The following is a 21,194-nucleotide window of genomic DNA, read 5'->3' as shown; positions in this document are numbered from 1 at the left end:
TTCCGGCTACGCGGCACGCAAAGAATAAGTAGCGCAAAAATCCGCCGGGGAAAATAAATCCGAGCGAGAGAGGGTTTGCCCGTGAAAGCGGTGTCTCAGTGAACCTTATTGCTCAATGACACACCGCGTTCGTGAGCAAGCCCACTCCCACAGATTGTGCGGATAGCGCTTAGTCGCGGAAGTTGTTGAACTGCAGCGGCATGCCGAACTCCTTGGCACGCAGGGCCGCGATGGCTTCTTGCAGGTCATCACGCTTCTTGCCGGTAACGCGCACCTGCTCGCCCTGAATGGCGGCCTGAACCTTGAGCTTGGCGTCCTTGATGTGGCCGACGATCTTCTTCGCCAGTTCCTTGTCGATACCTTCCTTGAGCACGGCATCCTGTTTCATCAGCTTGCCCGATGCGTAAGCGTCCTTGACCTCAAGACACTGCACATCGATCTTGCGCTTGACCAAGGCCAGTTTGAGGATCTCGATCATCGCCTCCAGCTGGAAATCGGCTTCAGCGGTCAGGTTGACGGTCAGGTCTTTTTCCTTGAACTCGAAGCTGCCTTTGCCTTTCAGGTCATAACGACGATCGAGTTCCTTCACGGCGTTCTCGACCGCGTTGGTGAGTTCGTGTTTGTCCAGTTCGGATACCACGTCGAACGACGGCATGTAATCTCTCCAATAAAAAGGCGCGCTCGATGAGGATGGAGCGCGCTTGGCTTGCGGTTAAAATCGGGCTCATTATAACGGGTCTTTTCTTACCGACACGGCGAGCCGCACATGCCTGCAACCAATCGAGCAAAAATCTGATGTCTATCCCTTGGCATGTTCTTGGCGCCGGCAGTCTCGGCACTCTTTGGGCTGCGCGGCTGGCTCGCGCTGGCTTGCCGGTCCGGCTGATCGTGCGGGACGCGATGCGCTTGCACAGCTATCAGGCAGCCGGCGGATTAACCCTCGTGGAACAAGGACAAGCCAAGACTTATGCAGTTCCCGGCGAAACGCCGGACAGCCCGCAACCAATCCGTCGCCTGTTGTTGGCCTGCAAGGCCTACGATGCCGAAAGCGCGGTCGCCCTCCTCGCTCCGCGCCTGGCGCCGGATGCCGAATTGATCCTGCTGCAAAACGGCCTGGGCAGCCAGGACGCTGTCGCCGCGCAAGTGCCGCAAGCACGCTGCATCAGTGCCTCCAGCACCGAAGGCGCGTTCCGCGATGGCGACTGGCGCGTGGTGTTTGCCGGCCACGGTTACACCTGGCTTGGCGATGCCGCTCACCCGGTAGCGCCGATCTGGCTGGATGATCTGGAGGCAGCGAATATTCCCCATGAATGGAGCACCGACATCCTCACCCGACTGTGGCGCAAGCTGGCGCTCAACTGCGCGATCAATCCGCTGACCGTGTTGCACAACTGCCGCAATGGCGGCTTGCAGGCGCACCACTGCGAAGTGGCCACGTTGTGCGCAGAACTGGCGGAGTTGCTTCAGCGTTGCGGCCAACCGGTAGCCGCCGACAACCTGCAACAGGAAGTGGAACGAGTGATCCAGGCCACCGCCGCCAATTACTCATCGATGTATCAAGACGTGGCCAACCAGCGACGCACCGAGATCAGCTATCTATTGGGGCACGCCTGCAAAGTCGCCGCACGCCATCAACTCAACTTGCCGCACCTCAGCCAATTGCAACAACGACTGGTCGCTCATCTGCACAGCCTCGGATTGCCCAGCGACTGAGCAGCGGCTACGCTGGCCACTTGTTCCCTTGCTGCGATAAACCTGATGCCATTGCGCCAGCGCCTCGAAAACCTGCCCGTCGGCCAGAAACTGCTGGCCGCCCTGCTGGTGCTGTTGACCACTGTCTTGCTCGTCGCCAACCTGACTTTTATCAGCGCCGCTTATTACATCTCCCAGGAAAGCATGGCCCCGCAAGCCTTGCAGACCATCGGCCGGCTGATTGCCAACCCAAGTCTGGTCAGCGAAGCCCTACAATCGCCGCGCAGCGCCGAACGCCTGCTCAAGGAGCTCGACAGCTATTCACCATTGCGCGCCGCCGCCCTTTATGACGGCAATGGCGAACGACTGGCGCAAGTGCAGCATGGTGACAAGCTCAACTTGCCGGAACACGATCGGCACATCGAAGCCTGGCAACTGACCGAGTTTCGCAGCAATCAATTGATCACCCTGCCCCGCCCTGGCACTTCACCCGGTCATCTGTTGCTGGTGGCCAGCAGCGAATTGCCGATGGCGTTCTACACCGGCACGCTGACCGCGAGTCTCGGCATCCTGATTTTCAGTGTGCTGCTTTGGCTGGTGATTGCCCGGCAGATCAAACGCCTGATCACCCGCCCGATTCACGAACTTGAAGAACTCTCGCGCCAGGTCACCCGCGAAGAGAACTACGCCCTGCGCGCCTCGCGCGGTAACCACGACGAAATCGGCAGTCTTGCCGAGGCGTTCAACACCATGCTCTCGCGCATCGAAGCCCGCGAACAGCAGCTCAAACGCGCCCGCGACGACTCGCAAGCCGCTTTCGATCAAGCTCAGGGGCTGGCCGAAGAAACCCGCCACACCAACCGCAAACTGGAACTGGAGGTCCAGGTGCGCAGCAAGATCGAGAAAAAACTCACCGGTTTCCAGAACTACCTCAACAGCATCATCGACTCCATGCCCTCGGCGCTGATCGCCCTCGACGAGCAGCTCTACGTCACCCAGTGGAACCAGGAAGCCAGTGCCCTGTCCGGCACGCGACTCGACGAAGCGCTGAACCAGCCGATCTTCCTGGCGTTTGAACCGCTCAAGCCGTTTCTGCCGCAGCTCAAGGAAACCGTAGAGCAACACACGGTAGCGAAAATCGAGCGCGTAACCTGGTTCAAGGACGACGAGCCCAAGCACTACGCCCTGACGTTCTACCCGCTGATGGGCGGCGCCGGGCGTGGCGTGGTGATCCGCATCGACGACATCACCCAACGCCTGTCGCTGGAAGAAATGATGGTGCAGTCGGAGAAAATGCTCTCGGTCGGCGGCCTCGCCGCAGGCATGGCCCACGAAATCAATAACCCGCTGGGCGCAATCCTGCACAACGTGCAGAACATCCGCCGGCGCCTGTCGCCGGACCTGCCGAAGAACCTCGAAACCGCCGAACAGCTGGGCATTGAACTCGACACGGTCAACCGCTACCTGCAGGGCCGAGAAGTCCCGAAATTGCTCGATGGCATTCAGCAGGCCGGCGCCCGGGCGGCGAAAATCGTCACCCACATGCTCAGCTTCAGCCGTCGTAGCACCCGGCAACTGGCCCCGTGTGATTTGCCGGCGCTGATTGATCAAGCGGTGGAAATCGCTGGCAACGACTTCGATCTGGCCATCGGTTTTGACTTCAAGGGACAGGCGATCATCCGTCAGTTCGACCCTGCGCTCGGCCCGGTTCCAGGCACGGCCAACGAACTGGAACAAGTCCTGCTCAACCTGCTGAAAAACGCCGCGCAAGCGATTCACCAACGCGAAGACGACAGCGAACCGGGGCGAATCATTCTGCGTACCAGGCTCAATCCACCGTGGGCCGAGATTCAGGTCGAGGACAACGGCATCGGCATGAGCGAGAACGTGCGTAAACGCATTTTCGAACCGTTCTTTACCACCAAGGAAGTCGGCCAGGGCACAGGCCTTGGGTTGTCGGTGTCGTACTTCATCATCACCAATAACCACAAAGGGCAGATGGAGGTGCAATCGGCGCCGGGCCAGGACACCTGCTTCACCCTGCGCCTTCCGCTGGCCCAACCTGCGCCCGTTGCGGCTCAAACCCATCAACTATCGAGGTAACCCATGGGCTTTCGCCTGTCGAAGATTTACACCCGCACCGGTGACACTGGCGAAACCGGCCTGGGCGATGGCCGCCGCGTGCCGAAGGATCACCCACGCATCGAGGCGATTGGCGAAGTCGATACGCTGAACAGCCAGGTCGGCGTATTGCTGGCCGGCCTGATTGCCGAGCGCGAGGCCTATCCGAGCCTGAGTGAACTGATCGAGGTATTGGCGCCTTGTCAGCATCGGCTGTTCGACTTGGGTGGCGAGTTGGCAATGCCGGAATATCAGGCGCTCAACGCAGCGGAAATCGAACGGCTGGAAACGGCGATTGATGTGTGGAATGAGGAGTTGGGGCCGCTGGAGAATTTCATTCTGCCGGGCGGTTCGATGCTGATCGCTCAGGCCCATGCGTGCCGAAGCCTGGCCAGGAGTGCCGAGCGACGCTGTCAGCATTTGAACGCCATTGAGCCGTTGGCCGGGGTTGGGCTGGCATATATCAATCGGCTGTCGGATTTGTTGTTTGTCGCGGCGCGGCTGATTGCGCGGCGGCAGGGGGTGGCGGAGATTCTTTGGCAGCCTGCTGCAAAACCTTCAGGACAGTAGCGCCTGAGCGGACGCCTTCGCGCGCAAGCCCCCAGTTGATTGCATTCCAATTAAAGGAACCCGATCAACTGTGGGAGCGGGCTTGCTCGCGAAGAGGCCAGCAGCATCACCACATATTTCAGCTCTCTGGCCAGAACGCCCGAATCCCCGCCACACCCTGAGCACCAACCCCCCAAGCCTTCTCCCGCTCCGCCGGACCAACGCCGCCGAGCAGGAACACCGGTTTGCTGCAACCTTCGATCAACGCTGAAGCCTGCTCCCAGCCCAGCGGCGTCGCATCCGGGTGAGTCAACGTCGGCTGCACCGGCGACAGGGTCACGAAATCCACCCCCATCTGCTCGGCCAGAGCCAACTCTTCTGCGCTATGGCAAGACGCCGCCAACCAACGCTGCGCCGGCAACGGGCGACCCGCCGCGGCGTATTTGCGCAACTGCGCAGAAGTGATATGCCAACCCGCAGACGGGAAATCACCGAGCCATTCGAACGGCCCTTTGATCATCAACTGCGCTTTACCGGCACACAGACCGGCGGCGTCTACTGCCAGATCGCGGTACTTCGGGTCATAGCCATTGGGCGCGCGCAACTGGATCAGCTTGATCCCGCCAGCAATTGCCTTCTGGATGCCGCGCAACAACGCCGCAGTTTCCAGGTCTTGCGGGGTGATCAGGTACTCAGCAGGTAACCGCGCCGCCGCAACGATCGGCTGGTTGGCGGCCGGAAACTCATAATTCGCCAGTTCCTTGGCGCTCACCCAGACCAATGGCTGGCCTTCGGCGCCATGGGGGGCGCCGCTGAAGCTCGAGACTTCCCAGACATCCAGCAGCACCTGCTTGTCCGGATAGTCATGGCGCACTTTGATCAATGGCCGGGCAGCGCCAACGACGATACCCAACTCTTCCTGCAGCTCACGGGCCAGCGCGCTTTCAACGGATTCGCCAGCCTCGACCTTGCCACCGGGGAATTCCCACAAGCCCCCCTGGTGCTGGGTATCGGCACGACGGGCAATGAGAATCTTGCCACTGTCGTCACGGATGACGGCAGCAGCGACGTGTACACGCTTCACGGGTTCAATTCCTCCAGTCCAGCCTTCTGCCAAGCCTTGAAGGCCGGCCATTGGTAGACGGTTTCAACATAGGCTTCGTCAGCCGCGGGCAGCTTCACCTGATAGGTGTGCAGACGCACGGCAATCGGAGCGAAGAACGCATCGGCCAGGCTCACGCGGCCAAACAGGTACGGCCCTTCTTCTGTGGCGACAGCACGGCATTCGGCCCACAACGCGAGCATGCGTTCAATATCGACCTTCACCTCCGGCGGCACCGGGTTCAGCGGCGCATCGTGGCTGAGGTTGAACGGCATGTGGTTACGCATGGCGAAGAAGCCGCTGTGCATTTGTGCACAGGCGGATCGGGCCTGGGCGCGGGCCGCGATGTCAGTCGGCCAGAGTGGCTCGGACGGGAACTGCTCAGCGAGGTATTCGGCAATCGCCAGCGAATCGGCGATGGTACCGCGCGCGGTTTTCAGCAGCGGCACCTTGGCCGTCGGTGAATGCTTGAGCAGTTGCTCACGGGTGTCGGGCTTGCCGAGTTTGATCAGTTCTTCGCTGTAAGGCGCGCCGGTCAGCTCAACAGCCAGCGCAGCACGTAGCGACCATGAGGAAAGCAGTTTGTCGCCGATGATCAGGTGCAGGGACATGGTTTTGGCGCCTTTTCGTCAGAGGAAAAGCTTTGGGACTTGTGGTGTCTGGACTGCCGTCTTCGCGGGCAGCTCATACCCGGCCTGTGGATCAGGTCCGGTATTCGGCGTTGATCTTCACGTATTCATGCGACAGGTCGGTGGTCCAGATCGTTTCGCTGCAATCGCCGCGACCCAGCTCGATACGGATCGTGATCTCTTCCTGCTGCATCACCGCCGAGCCTTGCGCTTCAGTGTAGGTCTCAGCACGAGCGCCACGGCTGGCGATGCACACATCACCAAGGAACACGTCGATCTTGCTCACATCCAGTTCCGGCACGCCGGCACGGCCGACAGCGGCCAGGATGCGACCCCAGTTCGGATCGGAGGCGAACAGTGCGGTCTTGATCAGCGGCGAGTGTGCCACGGTGTAACCGACGTCCAGACACTCCTGATGATTGCCGCCGCCGTTGACTTCAACGGTCACAAACTTGGTCGCGCCTTCGCCGTCACGCACGATGGCCTGGGCCACGTCCATGCACACTTCGAACACCGCTTGCTTGAGTTTGGCAAACAGTTCGCCTTCGGCACGGGTAATTTCCGGCAGAGCCGCCTGGCCGGTGGCAATCAGCATGCAGCAATCGTTGGTCGAGGTGTCGCCGTCGATGGTGATGCGGTTGAACGACTTGTTGGCGCCGTCGAGCATCAGATTTTGCAGCACGTCGCGGGCGACTTTGGCGTCTGTCGCGATGTAGCCGAGCATGGTCGCCATGTTCGGGCGAATCATGCCTGCGCCTTTGCTGATGCCGGTCACCGTGAGGGTCACGCCGTCATGCTGGAACTGGCGGCTGGCACCCTTGGGCAGGGTGTCGGTGGTCATGATGCCGGTGGCGGCCGCTTCCCAGTTGTTTTCCGACAGATCATCCAGCGCGGCTTGCAGCGCACCTTCGATTTTCTCGACCGGCAGTGGCTCGCCGATGACACCGGTGGAGTACGGCAGAATCTGATTGGCGTCGACGCCAGTCAGCTCAGCCAATCTGGCGCAAGTGCGCTCAGCCGCGGCCAGGCCTGGCTCGCCGGTGCCTGCGTTGGCATTGCCGGTGTTGGTCAGCAAGTAGCGCACAGCGTTCTGCACGCGTTGTTTCGCCAGGATCACAGGCGCAGCACAAAAAGCGTTCAACGTGAACACGCCCGCCACGGTCGAACCCTCAGCGCAGCGCATCACCACAACATCTTTGCGCCCGGGGCGCTTGATGCCGGCCGAGGCGATACCGAGTTCAAAACCGGCAACCGGGTGCAACGTTGGCAAAGGACCAAGACCAACAGCCATGAATGCGCTCCTTACTCAATGATGTCAGCACCGCCCATCGTTGGGACGGTGGCTTGAATGGCAAAACGCCGCGACGGCAGAAGCCGGTCGCGGCGCGGGTATTTCAGCCGTTGTAACGGGTTTTACTGGATCTGCCCGTGGCAATGCTTGAATTTCTTGCCCGAACCGCAGTAGCACAGTTCGTTGCGGCCCAGCTTCTGCTCGTTGCGCACCGGAGCGGTGGCGAGGGCCACATCGACCTCTTCACCCAACGCGTCCGGTTGATCCAGACCAGGAGCTTCGGCATGTTCGAACTGCAAGCGGGCAGCCAGTGCCTCAGCTTCCTCACGCAGGCGTTGCTCTTCGGCTTCCGGATCTTCGCGGCGCACCTGAACGTGCGACAGCACGCGGATCGAGTCGCGCTTGATCGAATCGAGCAGCTCGGAGAACAGCGTGAACGACTCGCGCTTGTATTCCTGCTTCGGGTTCTTCTGGGCGTAGCCACGCAGGTGGATGCCGTGACGCAGGTGATCCATGGTCGACAGGTGATCTTTCCACAGATCGTCCAGCACGCGCAGAACGATTTGCTTCTCGAAGGAGCGCAGTGCTTCGGCACCGGCCTGATCTTCTTTCTCGTTGTACGCAGCGATCAGCTCGTTCATCAGCTTCTCGCGCAGGGTTTCTTCGTACAGGTGATCGTCTTCATCGAGCCATTGCTGGATCGGCAGTTTCACCCCGAAGTCGCTGGCAAGCGCTGCTTCCAGACCGGCCACATCCCACTGCTCTGGCAGGGACTGCGGCGCAATATGGGCGCTGATGGTCGCGTTGAGCACGTCCTGACGGAAATCGGCGATGGTTTCACCGATGTTGTCGGCGGCCAGCAACGTGTTACGCATGTGATAAATCACTTTACGCTGTTCGTTGTTGACGTCATCGAACTCGAGCAGTTGCTTACGAATGTCGAAGTTACGCCCTTCAACCTTGCGCTGCGCCTTCTCGATCGCGTTGGTCACCATGCGGTGCTCGATCGCTTCGCCCGGCTGCATGCCCAGGGCTTTCATGAAGTTCTTCACCCGGTCAGAGGCGAAGATGCGCATCAGGCTGTCTTCCAGCGACAGGTAGAAGCGGCTGGAACCGGCATCACCCTGACGGCCGGCACGACCACGCAACTGGTTGTCGATACGGCGGGATTCGTGACGCTCGGAGGCGATGACCTGCAAGCCGCCGGACTCCAGCACTTGCTGGTGACGCTTTTGCCAGTCGGCCTTGATCTGGGCAATTTGCTCAGGGGTCGGGTTTTCCAGCGAAGCGACTTCAACTTCCCAGTTACCGCCCAACAGGATGTCGGTACCACGACCGGCCATGTTGGTGGCGATGGTCAGTGCGCCCGGACGACCGGCCTGCGCAATGATCTCGGCTTCTTTTTCGTGGAACTTGGCGTTCAGAACCTTGTGTTCGATGCCTTCCTTCACGAGCAGTGCGGACATGTGCTCGGAGGTTTCGATGGTGGCAGTACCCACCAGCACCGGACGGCCAGCGGCCATGCTTTCCTTGATGTCCGCCACGATCGCCGTGTATTTCTCTTCGGCGGTGAGGAATACCAGGTCGTTGTAGTCTTTACGCGCCAACGGTTTGTTCGGCGGAATGACCATGACTTCCAGACCATAGATCTGGTGGAATTCGAACGCTTCGGTGTCGGCGGTACCGGTCATGCCGGACAGCTTGGTGTACAGACGGAAGTAGTTCTGGAACGTGGTCGAGGCCAGGGTCTGGCTCTCGGCCTGAATATTCAGGTTTTCCTTGGCTTCGATGGCCTGGTGCAGGCCTTCGGACAAACGACGGCCCGGCATGGTACGGCCGGTGTGTTCGTCGACCAGTACGACCTGGCCGTCCTGCACGATGTATTCAATGTTGCGATTGAACAGCTTGTGCGCACGCAGACCGGCATAGACGTGGGTCAGCAGGCCCAGGTTATGTGCCGAATACAGGCTCTCGCCTTCAGCCAGCAGGCCAACGCGGGTAAGCATGTCTTCAATGAACTGGTGACCGGCTTCGTTGAGTTCGACCTGACGGGTCTTCTCATCGACGGTGTAATGGCCGGCCTTGGTGACTTCGCCTTCGACTTCTTCAACGTGCAGTTCCAGCTGCGGGATCAGTTTGTTGATCTCGATGTACAGCTTGGAGCTGTCCTCGGCCTGACCCGAAATGATCAGCGGGGTACGCGCTTCGTCGATAAGGATGGAGTCGACTTCGTCGATCACGGCAAAGTTGAGTTCGCGCTGGAATTTTTCTTCCATGCTGAACGCCATGTTGTCGCGCAGGTAGTCGAAACCGAATTCGTTGTTGGTGCCGTAAGTAATGTCGGCAGCGTAAGCCGTGCGTTTTTCTTCCGGCGGCTGGAACGGCGTCACGACGCCGACAGTCAGGCCGAGGAACTCATACAGCGGACGCATCCAGTTGGCGTCACGGCGGGCCAGGTAGTCGTTCACGGTCACAACGTGCACGCCCTTGCCGGACAGTGCGTTGAGGTAAACACCCAGGGTAGCCACGAGGGTTTTACCCTCACCGGTACGCATTTCGGCGATCTTGCCTTCATGCAAGGTCATGCCACCGACGAGTTGTACGTCGAAGTGGCGCATGCCCATGATGCGCTTGCCGGCTTCACGGGCGACCGCGAAGGCTTCTGGCAACAGCTTGTCGAGGGTTTCCCCTTTGGCGATGCGGGCCTTGAACTCATCGGTCTTGGCGCGCAATTGATCGTCCGAAAGGGCCACCATTTGCTCTTCGAAGGCATTGACGAGCTGCACCGTCTTGAGCATGCGTTTGACTTCACGCTCGTTCTTGCTTCCAAAAAGTTTCTTTAACAAAGGCGCAAACATATCGGCAGGATCTTCCACACTAAAGGGATGGAGGGCGGCCCCGTGAGTCGCCCGTGCAGCCCTCATGGCCGCATGCGAACGAGCATTCTACCCGGAAACGGTGGTGAGGAAAGTGGCGATGTTCCACGATGCTGGCACTGCGCTTTGACGGGGCTCACTTGAAATAGGGGCGTTTTGCTCAACTTCAAGTCATGCAGAAAAGAAGTTAGTGGTTGATTTAATGGGCAAAGCAGGGGCAAAAGCAATGGGCGAGTGATCTCGCTGCTTTCTGCTACCATGGCGCTTCTGTTACTTCAGGTGTTCGATCATGGCATTTCGCCCTCTTACGGCCAGAGCACCCGCCGTTCTACTGCGCGAAGCCAAGCCGCTCAAAGCCATCCTCGGCCATGCCCAGCGTTTGGGTCATTTGCAGCGTCTACTTGAAAGCCAACTGCAACCCGCTGCCCGCGAACACTGCCATGTCGCTTCGTGGCGTGAAGGCAGTCTGTTGCTGATTGTCACCGACGGCCACTGGGCCACACGCCTGCGTTATCAGCAAAAGCGTCTGCAACGGCAATTACAAATGTTCGACGAGTTCGCCAGCCTGACGCGGATTCTGTTCAAGGTGCAACCGCCAACGGTTCAGCGTGGCGCGAGCGGGCATACCATGGACCTGTCGACGGATGCAGCGGCGACGATTCAGGCGACGGCGGACGGGATCACTGATCCGGGTTTGCGCGCAGCGCTGGAGCGCCTTGCCGCGCACGCCAAAGCCAAGACCTGACATCGATCTGACGGGGAGCGAGCAAGCCCGCTCCCACCGGTTGATCAGCGGCGTTTGCTGCCGCCGAGCAGGGAGCCCATCAGGCCGCGTACCAGTTGCTTGCCCAGGTTGTTGGCAGCCTGGCGCATGGCCGATTTCAGCGCCTGCCCTGCCGCCGTACCAAGAAACTCCCCTGCCCTGTCGGCCAGACCAGGCTCTGGTACTGCTGGCTTGCCCGCTGGTGTTTCAGGCTCCGGCGCCAGGTTTTTGCGTCCCATGAGAATTTCATAAGCCGACTCCCGGTCAATCGGTTTGTCATACCGGCCCTTGAACGGTGAGCCGGCTATCAGCATCGTGCGCTCGGTTTGCGACAACGGCCCGATTCGTGACTGCGGCGGCGCGACCAGCACGCGCTCAACCATTTGCGGCGTGCCCTTGTCCGCGAGTGTGCCGACCAGCGCCTCGCCGATACCCAACTCAGTCAGCACCGACAAACTGTTGAACGCAGGGTTGGGCCGGAACCCGTCCGCCACTGCGCGCAGGGATTTCTGCTCTTTGGTGGTGAAGGCGCGCAACCCGTGCTGGATGCGCAAACCAAGCTGCGCCAGCACATCGTCCGGCAAGTCAGCCGGTGATTGGGTGACGAAATACACACCGACACCTTTGGACCGAATCAACCGCACCACCTGTTCCAGGCGCTCTTGCAAGGCTTTGGGTGTGTCGCCGAACAACAAATGCGCCTCATCGAAAAACAGCGCCAGCAGCGGTTTATCCGCGTCACCGCGCTCTGGCAGTTGTTCGAACAACTCGGCCAGCAGCCACAGCAAGAACGTCGCGTAGACCTTCGGCGCCTCATGCACCAGACGGCTGGCGTCAAGCAGATGAATGCGCCCACGGCCATCGGCGGCCGGTTGCAGGATGTCTTCAAGTTGCAGTGCCGGCTCGCCAAACAAGGCTTCTGCGCCCTGCTGTTCCAGGGTTGCCAGCCGACGCAATAGCGCCTGACTGGAACCGGTGGTCATCAGCGCGGCGTCGTCTCCCAACATTTGCGGATTGTCTTTGAGGTGATTGAGCAGCGCTTTCAGGTCCTTCAGATCCAGCAACAACAGCCCCTCACGATCCGCGACTTTGAACGCGGCATACAGCGCCGCTTGCTGGCTGTCGGTGAGTTCCAGCAGGCTGCCGATCAGCAGCGGGCCCATCTCACTTAACGTGGTGCGCAGCGGATGGCCCGACTCGCCGTGGATGTCCCACAACGTCACCGGATAAGCCTGCGGTTTGTAGTTGAGCCAAGGCATCCCGGCAATGCGCTCGGCGACTTTGCCCTGGGGGGTGCCGGCAGCACCAAGGCCGCACAGATCACCCTTGATGTCGGCAGCGAATACCGCCACGCCCGCGTCGCTGAAGGCTTCGGCCAGACGCTGCAAGGTGACGGTTTTACCCGTACCGGTCGCGCCGGCGACCAGCCCGTGTCGATTCGCCAGACGCATGGCCTGGGCGATCGGTTGCCCCGCGAGATCGGCGCCGATTACGAGTTGCGATGAGTCAGGCATTTTGTCACCCGTTGGTTAATCTTTGATTCTGCATGGCCGATAAAGAAAGGTGAGAGCCCGACCAAAAGTCAGGACAGACATTTCCCTAAGGAGAGACGGAAATATCAGCTTACTTTCATCCTTGCCCATTGCGCATGTTTCTATAAAAGCACGCCCTGGACATTAAGACCTTAGCGGAACCCCAAGCCATGAACAAAAATCTGCGCTTCAGCCATAAAATTTTGCTTGCCGCCGCCCTCATCGTCATTGCTGCCTTCGCCTCGTTCACGCTGTATAACGACTGGCTCCAGCGCAATGCGATTCGAGATGACCTGAACAACTACCTCAACGAAATGGGCGAAGTCACCGCCGGCAATATTCAGACGTGGCTCAGCGGCCGCATTCTGCTGGTCGAGAACGCCGCCCAAAACATCGCCATCAACCCCGAACCCGCCAATGTCGCCAGTCTGCTGGACCAGAAGGCCCTGACCTCGACGTTCATGGCCACCTACCTGGGCGATGCCACCGGTCATTTCACCATCCGCCCGGACGTGAAGATGCCGGACGGTTTCGATCCACGGGTTCGCCCTTGGTACAAAGGTGCCGAGAGCAGCAGTACCCCGACCCTGACCGAGCCCTACATCGACGCGGCCACCGGCCAACTGATCATTTCCATTGCCACCGCCTCGAAAAAGGCCGGCCAGAGCGTCGGCGTGGTTGGCGGCGACTTGAGCCTGCAATCGCTGGTCGACACCCTCGCCGCCCGGGACTTCGACGGCATGGGTTATGTGTTCCTGGTCAGCGCCGACGGCAAGATCCTCGTGCACCCGGACAAAGCGCTGGTGATGAAATCGCTGAAAGAAGCGTATCCGCAGGACACCCCGCGCATCAGCAGCGACTTCAGTGAAATCACCGTCGATGGCAAAACCCGCATCGTCACTTTTGCCCCGATCAAAGGCCTGCCGTCGGTGAACTGGTACATCGGCCTGTCGGTGGACAAGGACAAAGCCTTCGCGATGCTCAGCCAATTCCGCGCCTCGGCAGTGATTGCGACGGTTATCGCGGTAGCCATCATCATTGCCCTGCTCGGCATGCTGATCCGTATCCTCATCCAGCCACTGCACGTCATGACCCGCGCCATGGAAGACATCGCCGATGGTGAAGGCGACCTGACCAAACGCCTGACCATCGTCAATAACGATGAGTTCGGCACCCTCGGCACCGCGTTCAACCGCTTCGTCGAGCGCATCCACCGCTCGATCCGCGAAGTGTCGTCGGCCACAGGGCAAGTCAACGAAGTCGCGCTGCGCGTGGTCGCCGCGTCGAACTCGTCGATGTACAACTCCGATCAGCAAGCTTCGCGCACCAGCAGTGTCGCCGCCGCGATCAATGAGCTAGGTGCCGCGGCTCAGGAAATCGCCCGCAATGCCGCGCAAGCCTCGAATCAGGCCAGCGATGCCCGCGGCCTCGCTGAGGACGGCCAGCAAGTGGTGGATCGCAGCATCAAGGCGATGAATCAACTGTCGAGCATGCTCAGCGCATCGAGCAGCAACATTGAGTCGCTGAACAGCAAAACCGTGAACATCGGCCAGATTCTCGAAGTGATCACCAGCATTTCCCAGCAAACCAACCTGCTGGCACTCAACGCTGCGATCGAAGCGGCGCGTGCCGGCGAGGCCGGTCGTGGTTTTGCCGTGGTGGCGGATGAAGTGCGTAACCTGGCACACCGCACCCAGGAATCAGCGCAACAGGTGCAGACCATGATCGAGGAGTTGCAAGTCGGCGCCCGTGAGTCGGTGAGCACCATGAGTGACAGCCAGCGTCACAGCCAGGACAGCGTGGAGATTGCCAACCTCGCGGGTGAGCGTTTGAACAGTGTGACCCAGCGCATTGGCGAGATCGACGGGATGAACCAGTCGGTGGCCACCGCGACCGAAGAGCAAACGGCCGTGGTCGAGTCGATCAACGTGGACATCACCGAAATCAACACGCTGAATCAGGAAGGCGTTGAGAACCTGCAGGCGACGTTGCGTGCCTGTTCGGATCTGGAGCAGCAGGCTTCGCGGTTGACGCAGTTGGTGGGCAGTTTCCGCATTTAAGATCAAAAACCTCCCCCCTCACCCCAAGGTGTGAGGGAAAAGGGCGCCGATCTTCAAGCGTTTCAAACCTGAGTTGGGCTCAAACTCTCAGGTCGATGTATCAAGCCCAAACACTTCGCGCAGCCCTCTCCTTCCGGGAGAGGGCTGCGCTTCGTTGCACCGCACAAATCCCGACCGAACATCTATTGTGGATAAAGGTCAACCAAAGGAGAGCAACGCTGCGGAGGGACGATCACTGTGCACATCGCCGATATCACCATGTTCTATGCCCCGGCCAGCGGTGGCGTACGCACTTATCTTGACGCCAAACACCGCCGGTTGGGCGTCAAACCCGGGACTCGTCACAGTCTGCTGATCCCGGGCGCGCATTTCGGTGAAAACGATGGTGTTTATACGGTTCCCGCTCCCGCCCTGCCCTTTGGCAAGGGTTACCGCTTCCCCGTGCGTTTGGCCCCTTGGCGAAACGTCCTGCAGGACTTGCAGCCCGATCTGATTGAAGTGGGCGACCCGTACCTCACCGCATGGGCCGCACTGGATGCCCGGCGCCAACTGGATGTACCGGTGATCGGTTTTTACCATTCCGACCTGCCGCTGCTGGCCAGTAACCGCATGGGACATTGGGTTACGCCCAACGTCGAGGCCTATGTCACCAAGCTCTACGGCAACTTTGATCGGGTACTGGCGCCGAGCCAGGTTATGGCTGACAAGCTGACGGGCCTGGGGGTGCGCAACGTCTTCGTGCAACCGCTGGGCGTTGACCTGCAAAACTTCCACCCGGGCGCCGCTGATCCAGGCTTGCGCGCCCAACTGGGGATCGCCGAAGACACGCGCCTGCTGATCTTCGCCGGGCGCGGCTCGAAAGAGAAAAACCTGCCGGTCCTGCTCAAATGCATGCAACGCCTCGGCCCGCGCTATCACCTGCTGCTGGTGGGTTCATCGATGCCCGCCGTGGTGCCGGACAACGTCAGCGTCATCAATCAATTCTGCCCGGCACCGACCATTGCCCGACTGATGGCCAGTGCCGATGCCTTGGTGCATGCCGGCGATCAGGAAACCTTCGGTCTGGTGATCCTCGAAGCCATGGCCTGCGGTATTCCGGTTGTGGCGGTGGCGGCCGGGGCTTTTCAAGAGATCGTGCCAGAATCCTGCGGCCTGCTGTGCGCACCGAACAACCCACAAGCCATGGCCAACGCCGTGCACGAGTTGTTCAGTCGCGACAGCGCAAGACTTGGCCAACAGGCGCGCCAACATGTCGAACGGCATTACGCCTGGGACACCGTGGTCGACAGTTTGCTGAGCCACTACCACGCCGTCCTCGGCCATGTGACACGGAAGGTGGCCAATGGCTGATTCCCTGAATCGCCCCGCCGTACTGCTGACGCTGCACGACGTGGCCCCCTCTACCTGGGCGGATTACCGACCTTTAGTAGAAACAGTCGATGCTTTAGGCAACGTGCCGATGACCTGGCTGGTGGTACCGGATTTTCATCGCCGTGATGCCCTTGACGCTCACCCGGACTTTCGTCGACTGCTGAGCACCCGCCTCGCACGCGGCGATGAACTGGCTTTGCACGGTTATTTTCATGATGACCAGGAACCTGACCCGACCACGCCACGCGATTGGTTCATGCGCCGTCTCTATACCCATGAAGGCGAGTTCTATCGTTTATCCCACAACGCCGCGCTCGCCCGCCTGCGCACCGGCATTGAACTGTTCCAGCGCTACGATTGGCCGCTGCACGGCTTCGTTGCTCCAGCCTGGTTGATGAGCGAAGGCACGCGACAAGCTCTGCGCCAATTACCGCTGCGCTACACCAGCGATCCTCAGCACCTTTATCGTCTGCCGGACTTCACCCCTGTCGATGCGCCGGGGCTGGTATGGAGTGCGCGCAGCGCCTGGCGTCGTGGTCTGTCGAAGATGGTCAGCGATCAGCGCGAACACCGCTGGCGTCACGCCCCAGTGATTCGTCTAGGCTTGCACCCGGTGGACATGCGTCATGGCTACTCCCGCGATTACTGGCTCAATACCCTCCTGCGGCTGCTGGCGTCAGGACGAGTGCCGATGACCAAGGTGAACTGGCTTGCACAACAGCGCGGTCAACGGGAACGTGCCACATGAGTCGCGGCCTTGTGTTGTTGCTTGGTCTGTTCGCAGCCGTGCTGATCCCGCTGCTGCTCGGCGGCAGCGGAATCTGGGCGCGCTTGCAAAACTTTCCGCTGCAATGGCTGCTGATCATGTTCGCCATGATTCTGCTTTGCTGGGGCATCAACACCCTGCGTCTGCGCTTATTGCTCGGCGATCAGCGTAATCGCATCACGCCGATGAAGAGCCTGGGCGTGGTCATGGCCGTTGAATTCGCCTACTGCGCGACACCGGGCGGCAGTGGCGGCCCCCTGACGATCATGGCCCTACTGGGCCGCTGCGGCGTGCGCCCGTCCCGCAGCAGCGCCGTGTTTGCCATGGATCAGTTGAGTGACCTGCTGTTCTTTCTGTGCGCCTTGAGTGGCATTCTGATTTACGCCGTGTTCCGGCACCTGAGTGATCGTCTCGAATGGCTTTTAATCGTCAGCGCCGTATCGTTGTTCGGCGGGCTGTTCAGTTGCGTACTGCTGGCGCGATACCACCGCCCACTGATTCGCCTGAGCGGACGGCTACTGGCCAGAATGAACGTGCCCGCGAGCACGCGCCGTCGCTGGACGCGCAAGGTGCTGCACTTTCTCGCCGACTTCATCAATGCTCTGAAGTTGCCCTGGCAGACGTTGAGCAAAGTGTTCGCCCTCACCTGCGTGCATTGGCTGCTGCGCTACAGCGTGCTGTATCTGGCGTTGCGTGGACTGGGCGCGGACTTGCAGTGGGCCTGGAGTTTTCTGGTGCAGATGCTCTCGCTGGGCGCCGGACAGCTCAGTCTGTTACCCGGTGGCGCGGGCGCTGCGGAGTTGACCTCGGCGGCACTGTTGGCGCCAATGGTGGGAAAATCCACCGCGGCGGCGGCCATTCTGATCTGGCGGGTGGTGACGTACTACTTCTATCTACTGGTCGGCGGCCCGGTGTTCCTGTTGATGCTAGGCAGACCACTGCTCAAGAAGCTGATGAAGGCGCGGCAGGCTTCTTAGGCCCATCCTGCTCTTCTTTTATTTGCTCCCACAACTCGGCGGCGCCGGGAAACTCCGTCCCATCCTCCTCCCTCATGTCATCCGGGTCATAACGGCTCAAACAACCTTCCCCCAAGGTGGCAGGCGCTTTGGAAGTGGCTTTGTCCAGTGGATCGCTCATGGCATTTCCTCAAGGGCTGAAACGGCGAAGGGCCTGGAGCGATTGAACGCCCAGGCCCTTCGATATTCAAGCATGCGTGAGTTCGATCAGAACACCACGGTCTTGTTGCCGTGCACCAGCACCCGGTCTTCCAGGTGATAACGCAAGCCGCGAGCCAATACCATTTTCTCGACGTCACGACCGAAACGCACCATGTCTTCGATGCTGTCGCTGTGGCTGACGCGGACAACGTCCTGCTCGATGATGGGACCGGCGTCCAGCTCTTCGGTCACGTAGTGGCAGGTCGCACCGATCAGCTTCACGCCGCGCAGAGAGGCCTGGTGATACGGTTTGGCGCCCACGAACGACGGCAGGAAGCTGTGGTGAATGTTGATGACCTTGTGTGCGTATTCACGGCACAGTTCCGGCGGCAGGATTTGCATGTAGCGCGCCAGCACCACCACTTCAGCGTCGTGCTGTTTGACCAGACGCGACACTTCGGCGAACGCCGGTTGCTTGTCCTGTGGATTGACCGGGACATGGTAATAAGGAATGCCGTGCCACTCGACCATACTGCGCAGGTCGTCGTGGTTGGAGATGACGCAGGAGATTTCGCAGTCCAGTTCGTCGCTGTGCCAACGGTGCAACAAGTCAGCCAGGCAATGGGATTCGCGGCTGGCCATCAGCACAACGCGCTTCTTCTGCTCGGTGTCAGTGATGCGCCAGTCCATCGAGAACTCTTCGGCGATCGGCGCAAACTTCTCGCGCAATACGTCGATACCGAACGGCAGCGAATCGGCACGAATCTCGTGACGCATGAAGAACCAGCCGACCTGATTATCCGAGTGGTGGCTTGCTTCAGTGATCCAGCCATTGTGGGCTGCCAGAAAATTACTGACTTTGGCAACAATGCCAACGCGGTCCGGGCAAGAAATCACCAGCCGAAAAGTGCGCATGAGGGGGAACTCCAGAACTTCGCAAAGGCCGCCATTCTAGCGACTGCGCAGGAAAACTGCAGTATTGATGAACGCAGGCATCGACGCGGCCCCTGACGCACATTTTTGTGCGCAGGGCGATCATTGTTTGATCAGATAACTGTGAATATCCGTGATGACTGCATCACATTATTTAACTGAACATTCAATCTGCAGCTAAATCCCGTAACTAATTTAAATAAAAACGCCGGTTAAATGTTTACTTGATGAAACAGCCTGACTATTATTGCGGCACTGTCCCTGCCATTCAGCACTTTACTAAGGTAGTAATCATGTCCTTGATCAACGAATATCGCGCCACCGAAGAAGCTATCAAAGAGCTGCAAGCCCGTTTGAAGAACCTGTCCGAAGACGACAAATTGCAAGCCGAGCTGGAATTCGAAGGCAAGCTGCGCACCCTGATGGGCGAATACTCCAAATCCCTGCGTGACATCATCGCGCTGCTGGATCCGGATTCGAAAACCAAAGCCCCACGCGGCGGCGCAGTAAAAACTACCGGCACCAAGCGTGCTCGCAAAGTTAAACAATACAAAAACCCGCACAACGGCGAAGTCATCGAAACCAAAGGTGGCAACCACAAGACTCTGAAAGAGTGGAAACTCAAGTGGGGCGGTGACGTGGTTGAAGGCTGGGCTACCCTGCTGGGCTAAGCCGCAGCGCCTTCGCAGAGCAATCCGCGAAAAAAGAAACGCCAGCCAATGCTGGCGTTTTTTTATGCCTGGGATTTAGACCCGGTCATGTTCGATTTCAAAGATTCAATCGTTTGCGTAATGCCTGGACATGATTCTGCCATTCATTGAGAACCACTCTCTGCTCCGGCGTGGCATTAAGCGTCCATTGCTCTGCGCTCTCTGTAAAAGATTGAAAGGTATTCGGTGCGCCCCATTCCGGCTCGGACAACCGTTGCTGACAAAATATTCTCCAGCGCTCTTGCTCTTCAAAAGTCAACGTTTCAGGAAAGTTGCGTGCTCGATAGCGAAAGAGTAATTCAGGCAAACGTTCATCATCGAAAGGCCATTGCTCTTGCGCTAATTGAGCAGGATCGGCCGCTCTCACTTGCTCACATAGACGCCGGTCGCGGTCACCGATAAATCCGTCGTACAACTGTTGTTCCGGATCCTCGCTCGGGGTGAAATCTTCGCTGGCATAAATTGCCGCCACTTTATCTTTCCAAACTTGTTGTGCGTCAGTTAGCCGCAGCGCTCGCGCCTGATAAAGCGCCATGTCCAACCCCAACCGTTGCTGATCCTGTGCACGCAATACCGACAGTGGCGCCACCACCGGGCAACGGTTGATATGAATCAGCTTGAGCGGCACTGGTAACTCACCTTCCAGCAAATCGTCACGACGGGTGTACAGACGCTGCCGCAAGGCGTGTGCATCCAGGTCGAGCAAGCCCTGCGGATCAAGGTGCAGGTCGCAGACGATCAAGGCGTTGCGGTTTTTCGGGTGCCAGGCCAGCGGCAGCACCACACCGACATAACTGCGCGCCGCCGAGAATCGCCCGCTAATGTGCACCAAAGGCTGCAACAGGCGAATCTGATCCATGACTTTTTGCTTGCTGCGTAACTGGAACAGCCAGTCATACAGTTTTGGCTGTTTCTCGCGGATCAACCGCGCCAGGGCGATGGTCGCGCGCACGTCCGACAACGCTTCATGGGCATTGCCATGATCAATATTGTTGGCGGCCGTCAGACGTTCGAGCTTGAGCGTTACCCGCCCCTCTTCATCGGTCGGCCAGACCAGGCCTTCCGGGCGCAGCGCACAGGCGGCACGTACCACGTCGATCAGATCCCAGCGACTGTTGCCGCCCTGCCATTCACGGGCGTAAGGATCGAAGAAATTGCGATACAAGCTGTAGCGCGTCATCTCGTCGTCGAAGCGCAAGGTGTTGTAACCCGCACCGCAAGTGCCAGGGGCGGCCAGTTGCGCGTGCACCCGGGTCATGAAATCGGCTTCGCTCAAACCCTTTTCGGCGAGTTGGCCTGGGGTGATGCCAGTGATCACGCACGCCGCCGGGTGCGGCAGGATGTCTTCGCTGGGTTGGCAGTAGAGGTTGACCGGCTCATCGATTTCGTTGAGGTCGTGGTCGGTGCGAATCCCCGCAACCTGCAGCGGACGGTCGCAACGGGGATTGATGCCAGTGGTTTCGTAGTCGTACCAGAAGATGGAAGTCACGGGCGGTTCCTGAACTGAAGATCGGCAAAGTCTAGGCGTTCAACCGCGGTGGCGGCCAGCCTTGCGTCATTCAAGCACTTCGCGCCACACGCGGTGCAATACATAGTTATGTCGTTTTCCCCCGAGAGGCTGCTAGCATCGGGTTCACTTGCA

The 21,194-nt window shown here is 59.5% G+C and carries 18 protein-coding genes and 1 pseudogene; 10 read left to right on the top strand and 9 right to left on the bottom strand.

Annotated features, from left to right (window positions below; all coding sequences use genetic code 11):
* Positions 1 to 169: 169 nt before the first annotated feature.
* Entirely contained in the window at positions 170 to 655 is a 486-nt protein-coding gene (locus tag AACY50_RS11785) for a YajQ family cyclic di-GMP-binding protein (protein ID WP_027619814.1), read from the bottom strand.
* Positions 656 to 795: 140 nt separating this feature from the next.
* Between AACY50_RS11785 and AACY50_RS11780 the strand changes: the two genes are divergently transcribed.
* The 3 genes from AACY50_RS11780 to AACY50_RS11770 are packed head-to-tail and all read left to right on the top strand — an operon-like array spanning position 796 to position 4,383.
* Entirely contained in the window at positions 796 to 1,713 is a 918-nt protein-coding gene (locus tag AACY50_RS11780) for a putative 2-dehydropantoate 2-reductase (protein WP_339538595.1), read from the top strand.
* 45 nt (positions 1,714 to 1,758) lie between these two features.
* Positions 1,759 to 3,795, top strand: coding sequence for a sensor histidine kinase (locus AACY50_RS11775; protein WP_339430984.1), 2,037 nt, complete (start codon positions 1,759 to 1,761; stop codon positions 3,793 to 3,795).
* Between the two features lie 3 nt (positions 3,796 to 3,798).
* Positions 3,799 to 4,383 (top strand): cob(I)yrinic acid a,c-diamide adenosyltransferase, encoded by a 585-nt coding sequence (locus AACY50_RS11770; RefSeq protein WP_339465244.1) that lies wholly within the window; start codon positions 3,799 to 3,801, stop codon positions 4,381 to 4,383.
* A 118-nt stretch (positions 4,384 to 4,501) separates the two neighbouring features.
* Here the strand turns inward: AACY50_RS11770 and AACY50_RS11765 are convergent, their stop codons facing one another.
* From AACY50_RS11765 to secA, 4 genes are all read right to left on the bottom strand, one after another.
* Positions 4,502 to 5,446, bottom strand: a complete 945-nt coding sequence (locus tag AACY50_RS11765) for a Nudix family hydrolase (protein WP_339430986.1) — start codon at positions 5,444 to 5,446, stop codon at positions 4,502 to 4,504.
* The gene (locus AACY50_RS11760) at positions 5,443 to 6,075 is read right to left on the bottom strand and encodes a glutathione S-transferase family protein (protein WP_339430987.1); all 633 of its coding nucleotides are present in this window, start codon (positions 6,073 to 6,075) and stop codon (positions 5,443 to 5,445) included. Before AACY50_RS11760 ends, AACY50_RS11765 begins: the two co-directional genes overlap by 4 nt.
* 91 nt (positions 6,076 to 6,166) lie before the next feature.
* The gene (gene argJ, locus AACY50_RS11755) at positions 6,167 to 7,384 is read right to left on the bottom strand and encodes a bifunctional glutamate N-acetyltransferase/amino-acid acetyltransferase ArgJ (RefSeq protein ID WP_339430988.1); all 1,218 of its coding nucleotides are present in this window, start codon (positions 7,382 to 7,384) and stop codon (positions 6,167 to 6,169) included.
* Between the two features lie 122 nt (positions 7,385 to 7,506).
* Entirely contained in the window at positions 7,507 to 10,242 is a 2,736-nt protein-coding gene (gene secA, locus AACY50_RS11750; RefSeq protein WP_339430989.1) for a preprotein translocase subunit SecA, read from the bottom strand.
* 307 nt (positions 10,243 to 10,549) lie between these two features.
* Here secA and AACY50_RS11745 point away from each other — a divergent pair, with 307 nt between their 5' ends.
* Entirely contained in the window at positions 10,550 to 11,005 is a 456-nt protein-coding gene (locus AACY50_RS11745) for a DUF721 domain-containing protein (RefSeq protein WP_339430990.1), read from the top strand.
* Positions 11,006 to 11,049: 44 nt separating this feature from the next.
* Here the strand turns inward: AACY50_RS11745 and AACY50_RS11740 are convergent, their stop codons facing one another.
* Complete coding sequence (locus AACY50_RS11740) at positions 11,050 to 12,537, bottom strand: helicase HerA-like domain-containing protein (RefSeq protein WP_339465241.1); 1,488 nt, start codon at positions 12,535 to 12,537, stop codon at positions 11,050 to 11,052.
* 188 nt (positions 12,538 to 12,725) lie between these two features.
* On the opposite strand from AACY50_RS11740, the pseudogene AACY50_RS28765 reads away from it, so the two are divergent.
* The 5 genes and pseudogenes from AACY50_RS28765 to AACY50_RS11720 all read left to right on the top strand — a co-directional run.
* Positions 12,726 to 13,757: pseudogene (locus AACY50_RS28765) on the top strand (HAMP domain-containing protein); the annotation flags it as partial.
* Positions 13,758 to 13,850: 93 nt separating this feature from the next.
* Positions 13,851 to 14,615: a methyl-accepting chemotaxis protein gene (locus AACY50_RS28760; protein ID WP_401160180.1), complete on the top strand. Its 765-nt coding sequence runs from the start codon at positions 13,851 to 13,853 to the stop codon at positions 14,613 to 14,615.
* Between the two features lie 237 nt (positions 14,616 to 14,852).
* The gene (locus AACY50_RS11730) at positions 14,853 to 15,965 is read left to right on the top strand and encodes a glycosyltransferase family 4 protein (protein ID WP_445261484.1); all 1,113 of its coding nucleotides are present in this window, start codon (positions 14,853 to 14,855) and stop codon (positions 15,963 to 15,965) included.
* The gene (locus AACY50_RS11725; RefSeq protein ID WP_339538593.1) at positions 15,958 to 16,734 is read left to right on the top strand and encodes a polysaccharide deacetylase family protein; all 777 of its coding nucleotides are present in this window, start codon (positions 15,958 to 15,960) and stop codon (positions 16,732 to 16,734) included. Before AACY50_RS11730 ends, AACY50_RS11725 begins: the two co-directional genes overlap by 8 nt.
* Complete coding sequence (locus AACY50_RS11720) at positions 16,731 to 17,729, top strand: lysylphosphatidylglycerol synthase transmembrane domain-containing protein (protein WP_339465239.1); 999 nt, start codon at positions 16,731 to 16,733, stop codon at positions 17,727 to 17,729. The genes AACY50_RS11725 and AACY50_RS11720 overlap by 4 nt, the downstream gene beginning before the upstream one ends.
* On the opposite strand, the gene AACY50_RS11715 is transcribed toward AACY50_RS11720, so the two are convergent.
* Entirely contained in the window at positions 17,695 to 17,889 is a 195-nt protein-coding gene (locus AACY50_RS11715) for a hypothetical protein (protein WP_339430994.1), read from the bottom strand. The genes AACY50_RS11720 and AACY50_RS11715 overlap by 35 nt on opposite strands.
* Positions 17,890 to 17,975: 86 nt before the next feature.
* Positions 17,976 to 18,824, bottom strand: coding sequence for a formyltetrahydrofolate deformylase (purU, locus tag AACY50_RS11710; RefSeq protein WP_221730666.1), 849 nt, complete (start codon positions 18,822 to 18,824; stop codon positions 17,976 to 17,978).
* Between the two features lie 311 nt (positions 18,825 to 19,135).
* Here purU and mvaT point away from each other — a divergent pair, with 311 nt between their 5' ends.
* Entirely contained in the window at positions 19,136 to 19,513 is a 378-nt protein-coding gene (gene mvaT / locus AACY50_RS11705; RefSeq protein WP_339430995.1) for a histone-like nucleoid-structuring protein MvaT, read from the top strand.
* A 97-nt stretch (positions 19,514 to 19,610) separates the two neighbouring features.
* On the opposite strand, the gene sbcB is transcribed toward mvaT, so the two are convergent.
* Positions 19,611 to 21,041, bottom strand: coding sequence for an exodeoxyribonuclease I (gene sbcB / locus AACY50_RS11700; protein WP_339430996.1), 1,431 nt, complete (start codon positions 21,039 to 21,041; stop codon positions 19,611 to 19,613).
* Positions 21,042 to 21,194: the final 153 nt, after the last annotated feature.

The organism is Pseudomonas sp. RA_15y_Pfl2_54 (assembly GCF_963971015.1).
GTDB classification, from domain to species: Bacteria; Pseudomonadota; Gammaproteobacteria; order Pseudomonadales; family Pseudomonadaceae; genus Aquipseudomonas; species Aquipseudomonas baetica_A.
The sequence above is the reverse complement of the archived record's forward strand: the minus strand, read 5'-3'. Positions and strand labels throughout refer to the sequence as shown.

Bases quoted from the DNA above. Each gene is read 5' to 3' on its own strand.
- AACY50_RS11775 (WP_339430984.1), top strand. From the start codon at position 1,759: ATGCCATTGCGCCAGCGCCTCGAAAACCTGCCCGTCGGCCAGAAACTG.
- purU (WP_221730666.1), bottom strand. From the start codon at position 18,824: ATGCGCACTTTTCGGCTGGTGATTTCTTGCCCGGACCGCGTTGGCATT.
- AACY50_RS11715 (WP_339430994.1), bottom strand. From the start codon at position 17,889: ATGAGCGATCCACTGGACAAAGCCACTTCCAAAGCGCCTGCCACCTTG.
- AACY50_RS11720 (WP_339465239.1), top strand. From the start codon at position 16,731: ATGAGTCGCGGCCTTGTGTTGTTGCTTGGTCTGTTCGCAGCCGTGCTG.
- AACY50_RS11725 (WP_339538593.1), top strand. From the start codon at position 15,958: ATGGCTGATTCCCTGAATCGCCCCGCCGTACTGCTGACGCTGCACGAC.
- AACY50_RS11785 (WP_027619814.1), bottom strand. From the start codon at position 655: ATGCCGTCGTTCGACGTGGTATCCGAACTGGACAAACACGAACTCACC.
- AACY50_RS11780 (WP_339538595.1), top strand. From the start codon at position 796: ATGTCTATCCCTTGGCATGTTCTTGGCGCCGGCAGTCTCGGCACTCTT.
- mvaT (WP_339430995.1), top strand. From the start codon at position 19,136: ATGTCCTTGATCAACGAATATCGCGCCACCGAAGAAGCTATCAAAGAG.
- argJ (WP_339430988.1), bottom strand. From the start codon at position 7,384: ATGGCTGTTGGTCTTGGTCCTTTGCCAACGTTGCACCCGGTTGCCGGT.
- AACY50_RS11740 (WP_339465241.1), bottom strand. From the start codon at position 12,537: ATGCCTGACTCATCGCAACTCGTAATCGGCGCCGATCTCGCGGGGCAA.
- AACY50_RS28760 (WP_401160180.1), top strand. From the start codon at position 13,851: ATGTACAACTCCGATCAGCAAGCTTCGCGCACCAGCAGTGTCGCCGCC.
- AACY50_RS11770 (WP_339465244.1), top strand. From the start codon at position 3,799: ATGGGCTTTCGCCTGTCGAAGATTTACACCCGCACCGGTGACACTGGC.
- AACY50_RS11745 (WP_339430990.1), top strand. From the start codon at position 10,550: ATGGCATTTCGCCCTCTTACGGCCAGAGCACCCGCCGTTCTACTGCGC.
- AACY50_RS11760 (WP_339430987.1), bottom strand. From the start codon at position 6,075: ATGTCCCTGCACCTGATCATCGGCGACAAACTGCTTTCCTCATGGTCG.
- secA (WP_339430989.1), bottom strand. From the start codon at position 10,242: ATGTTTGCGCCTTTGTTAAAGAAACTTTTTGGAAGCAAGAACGAGCGT.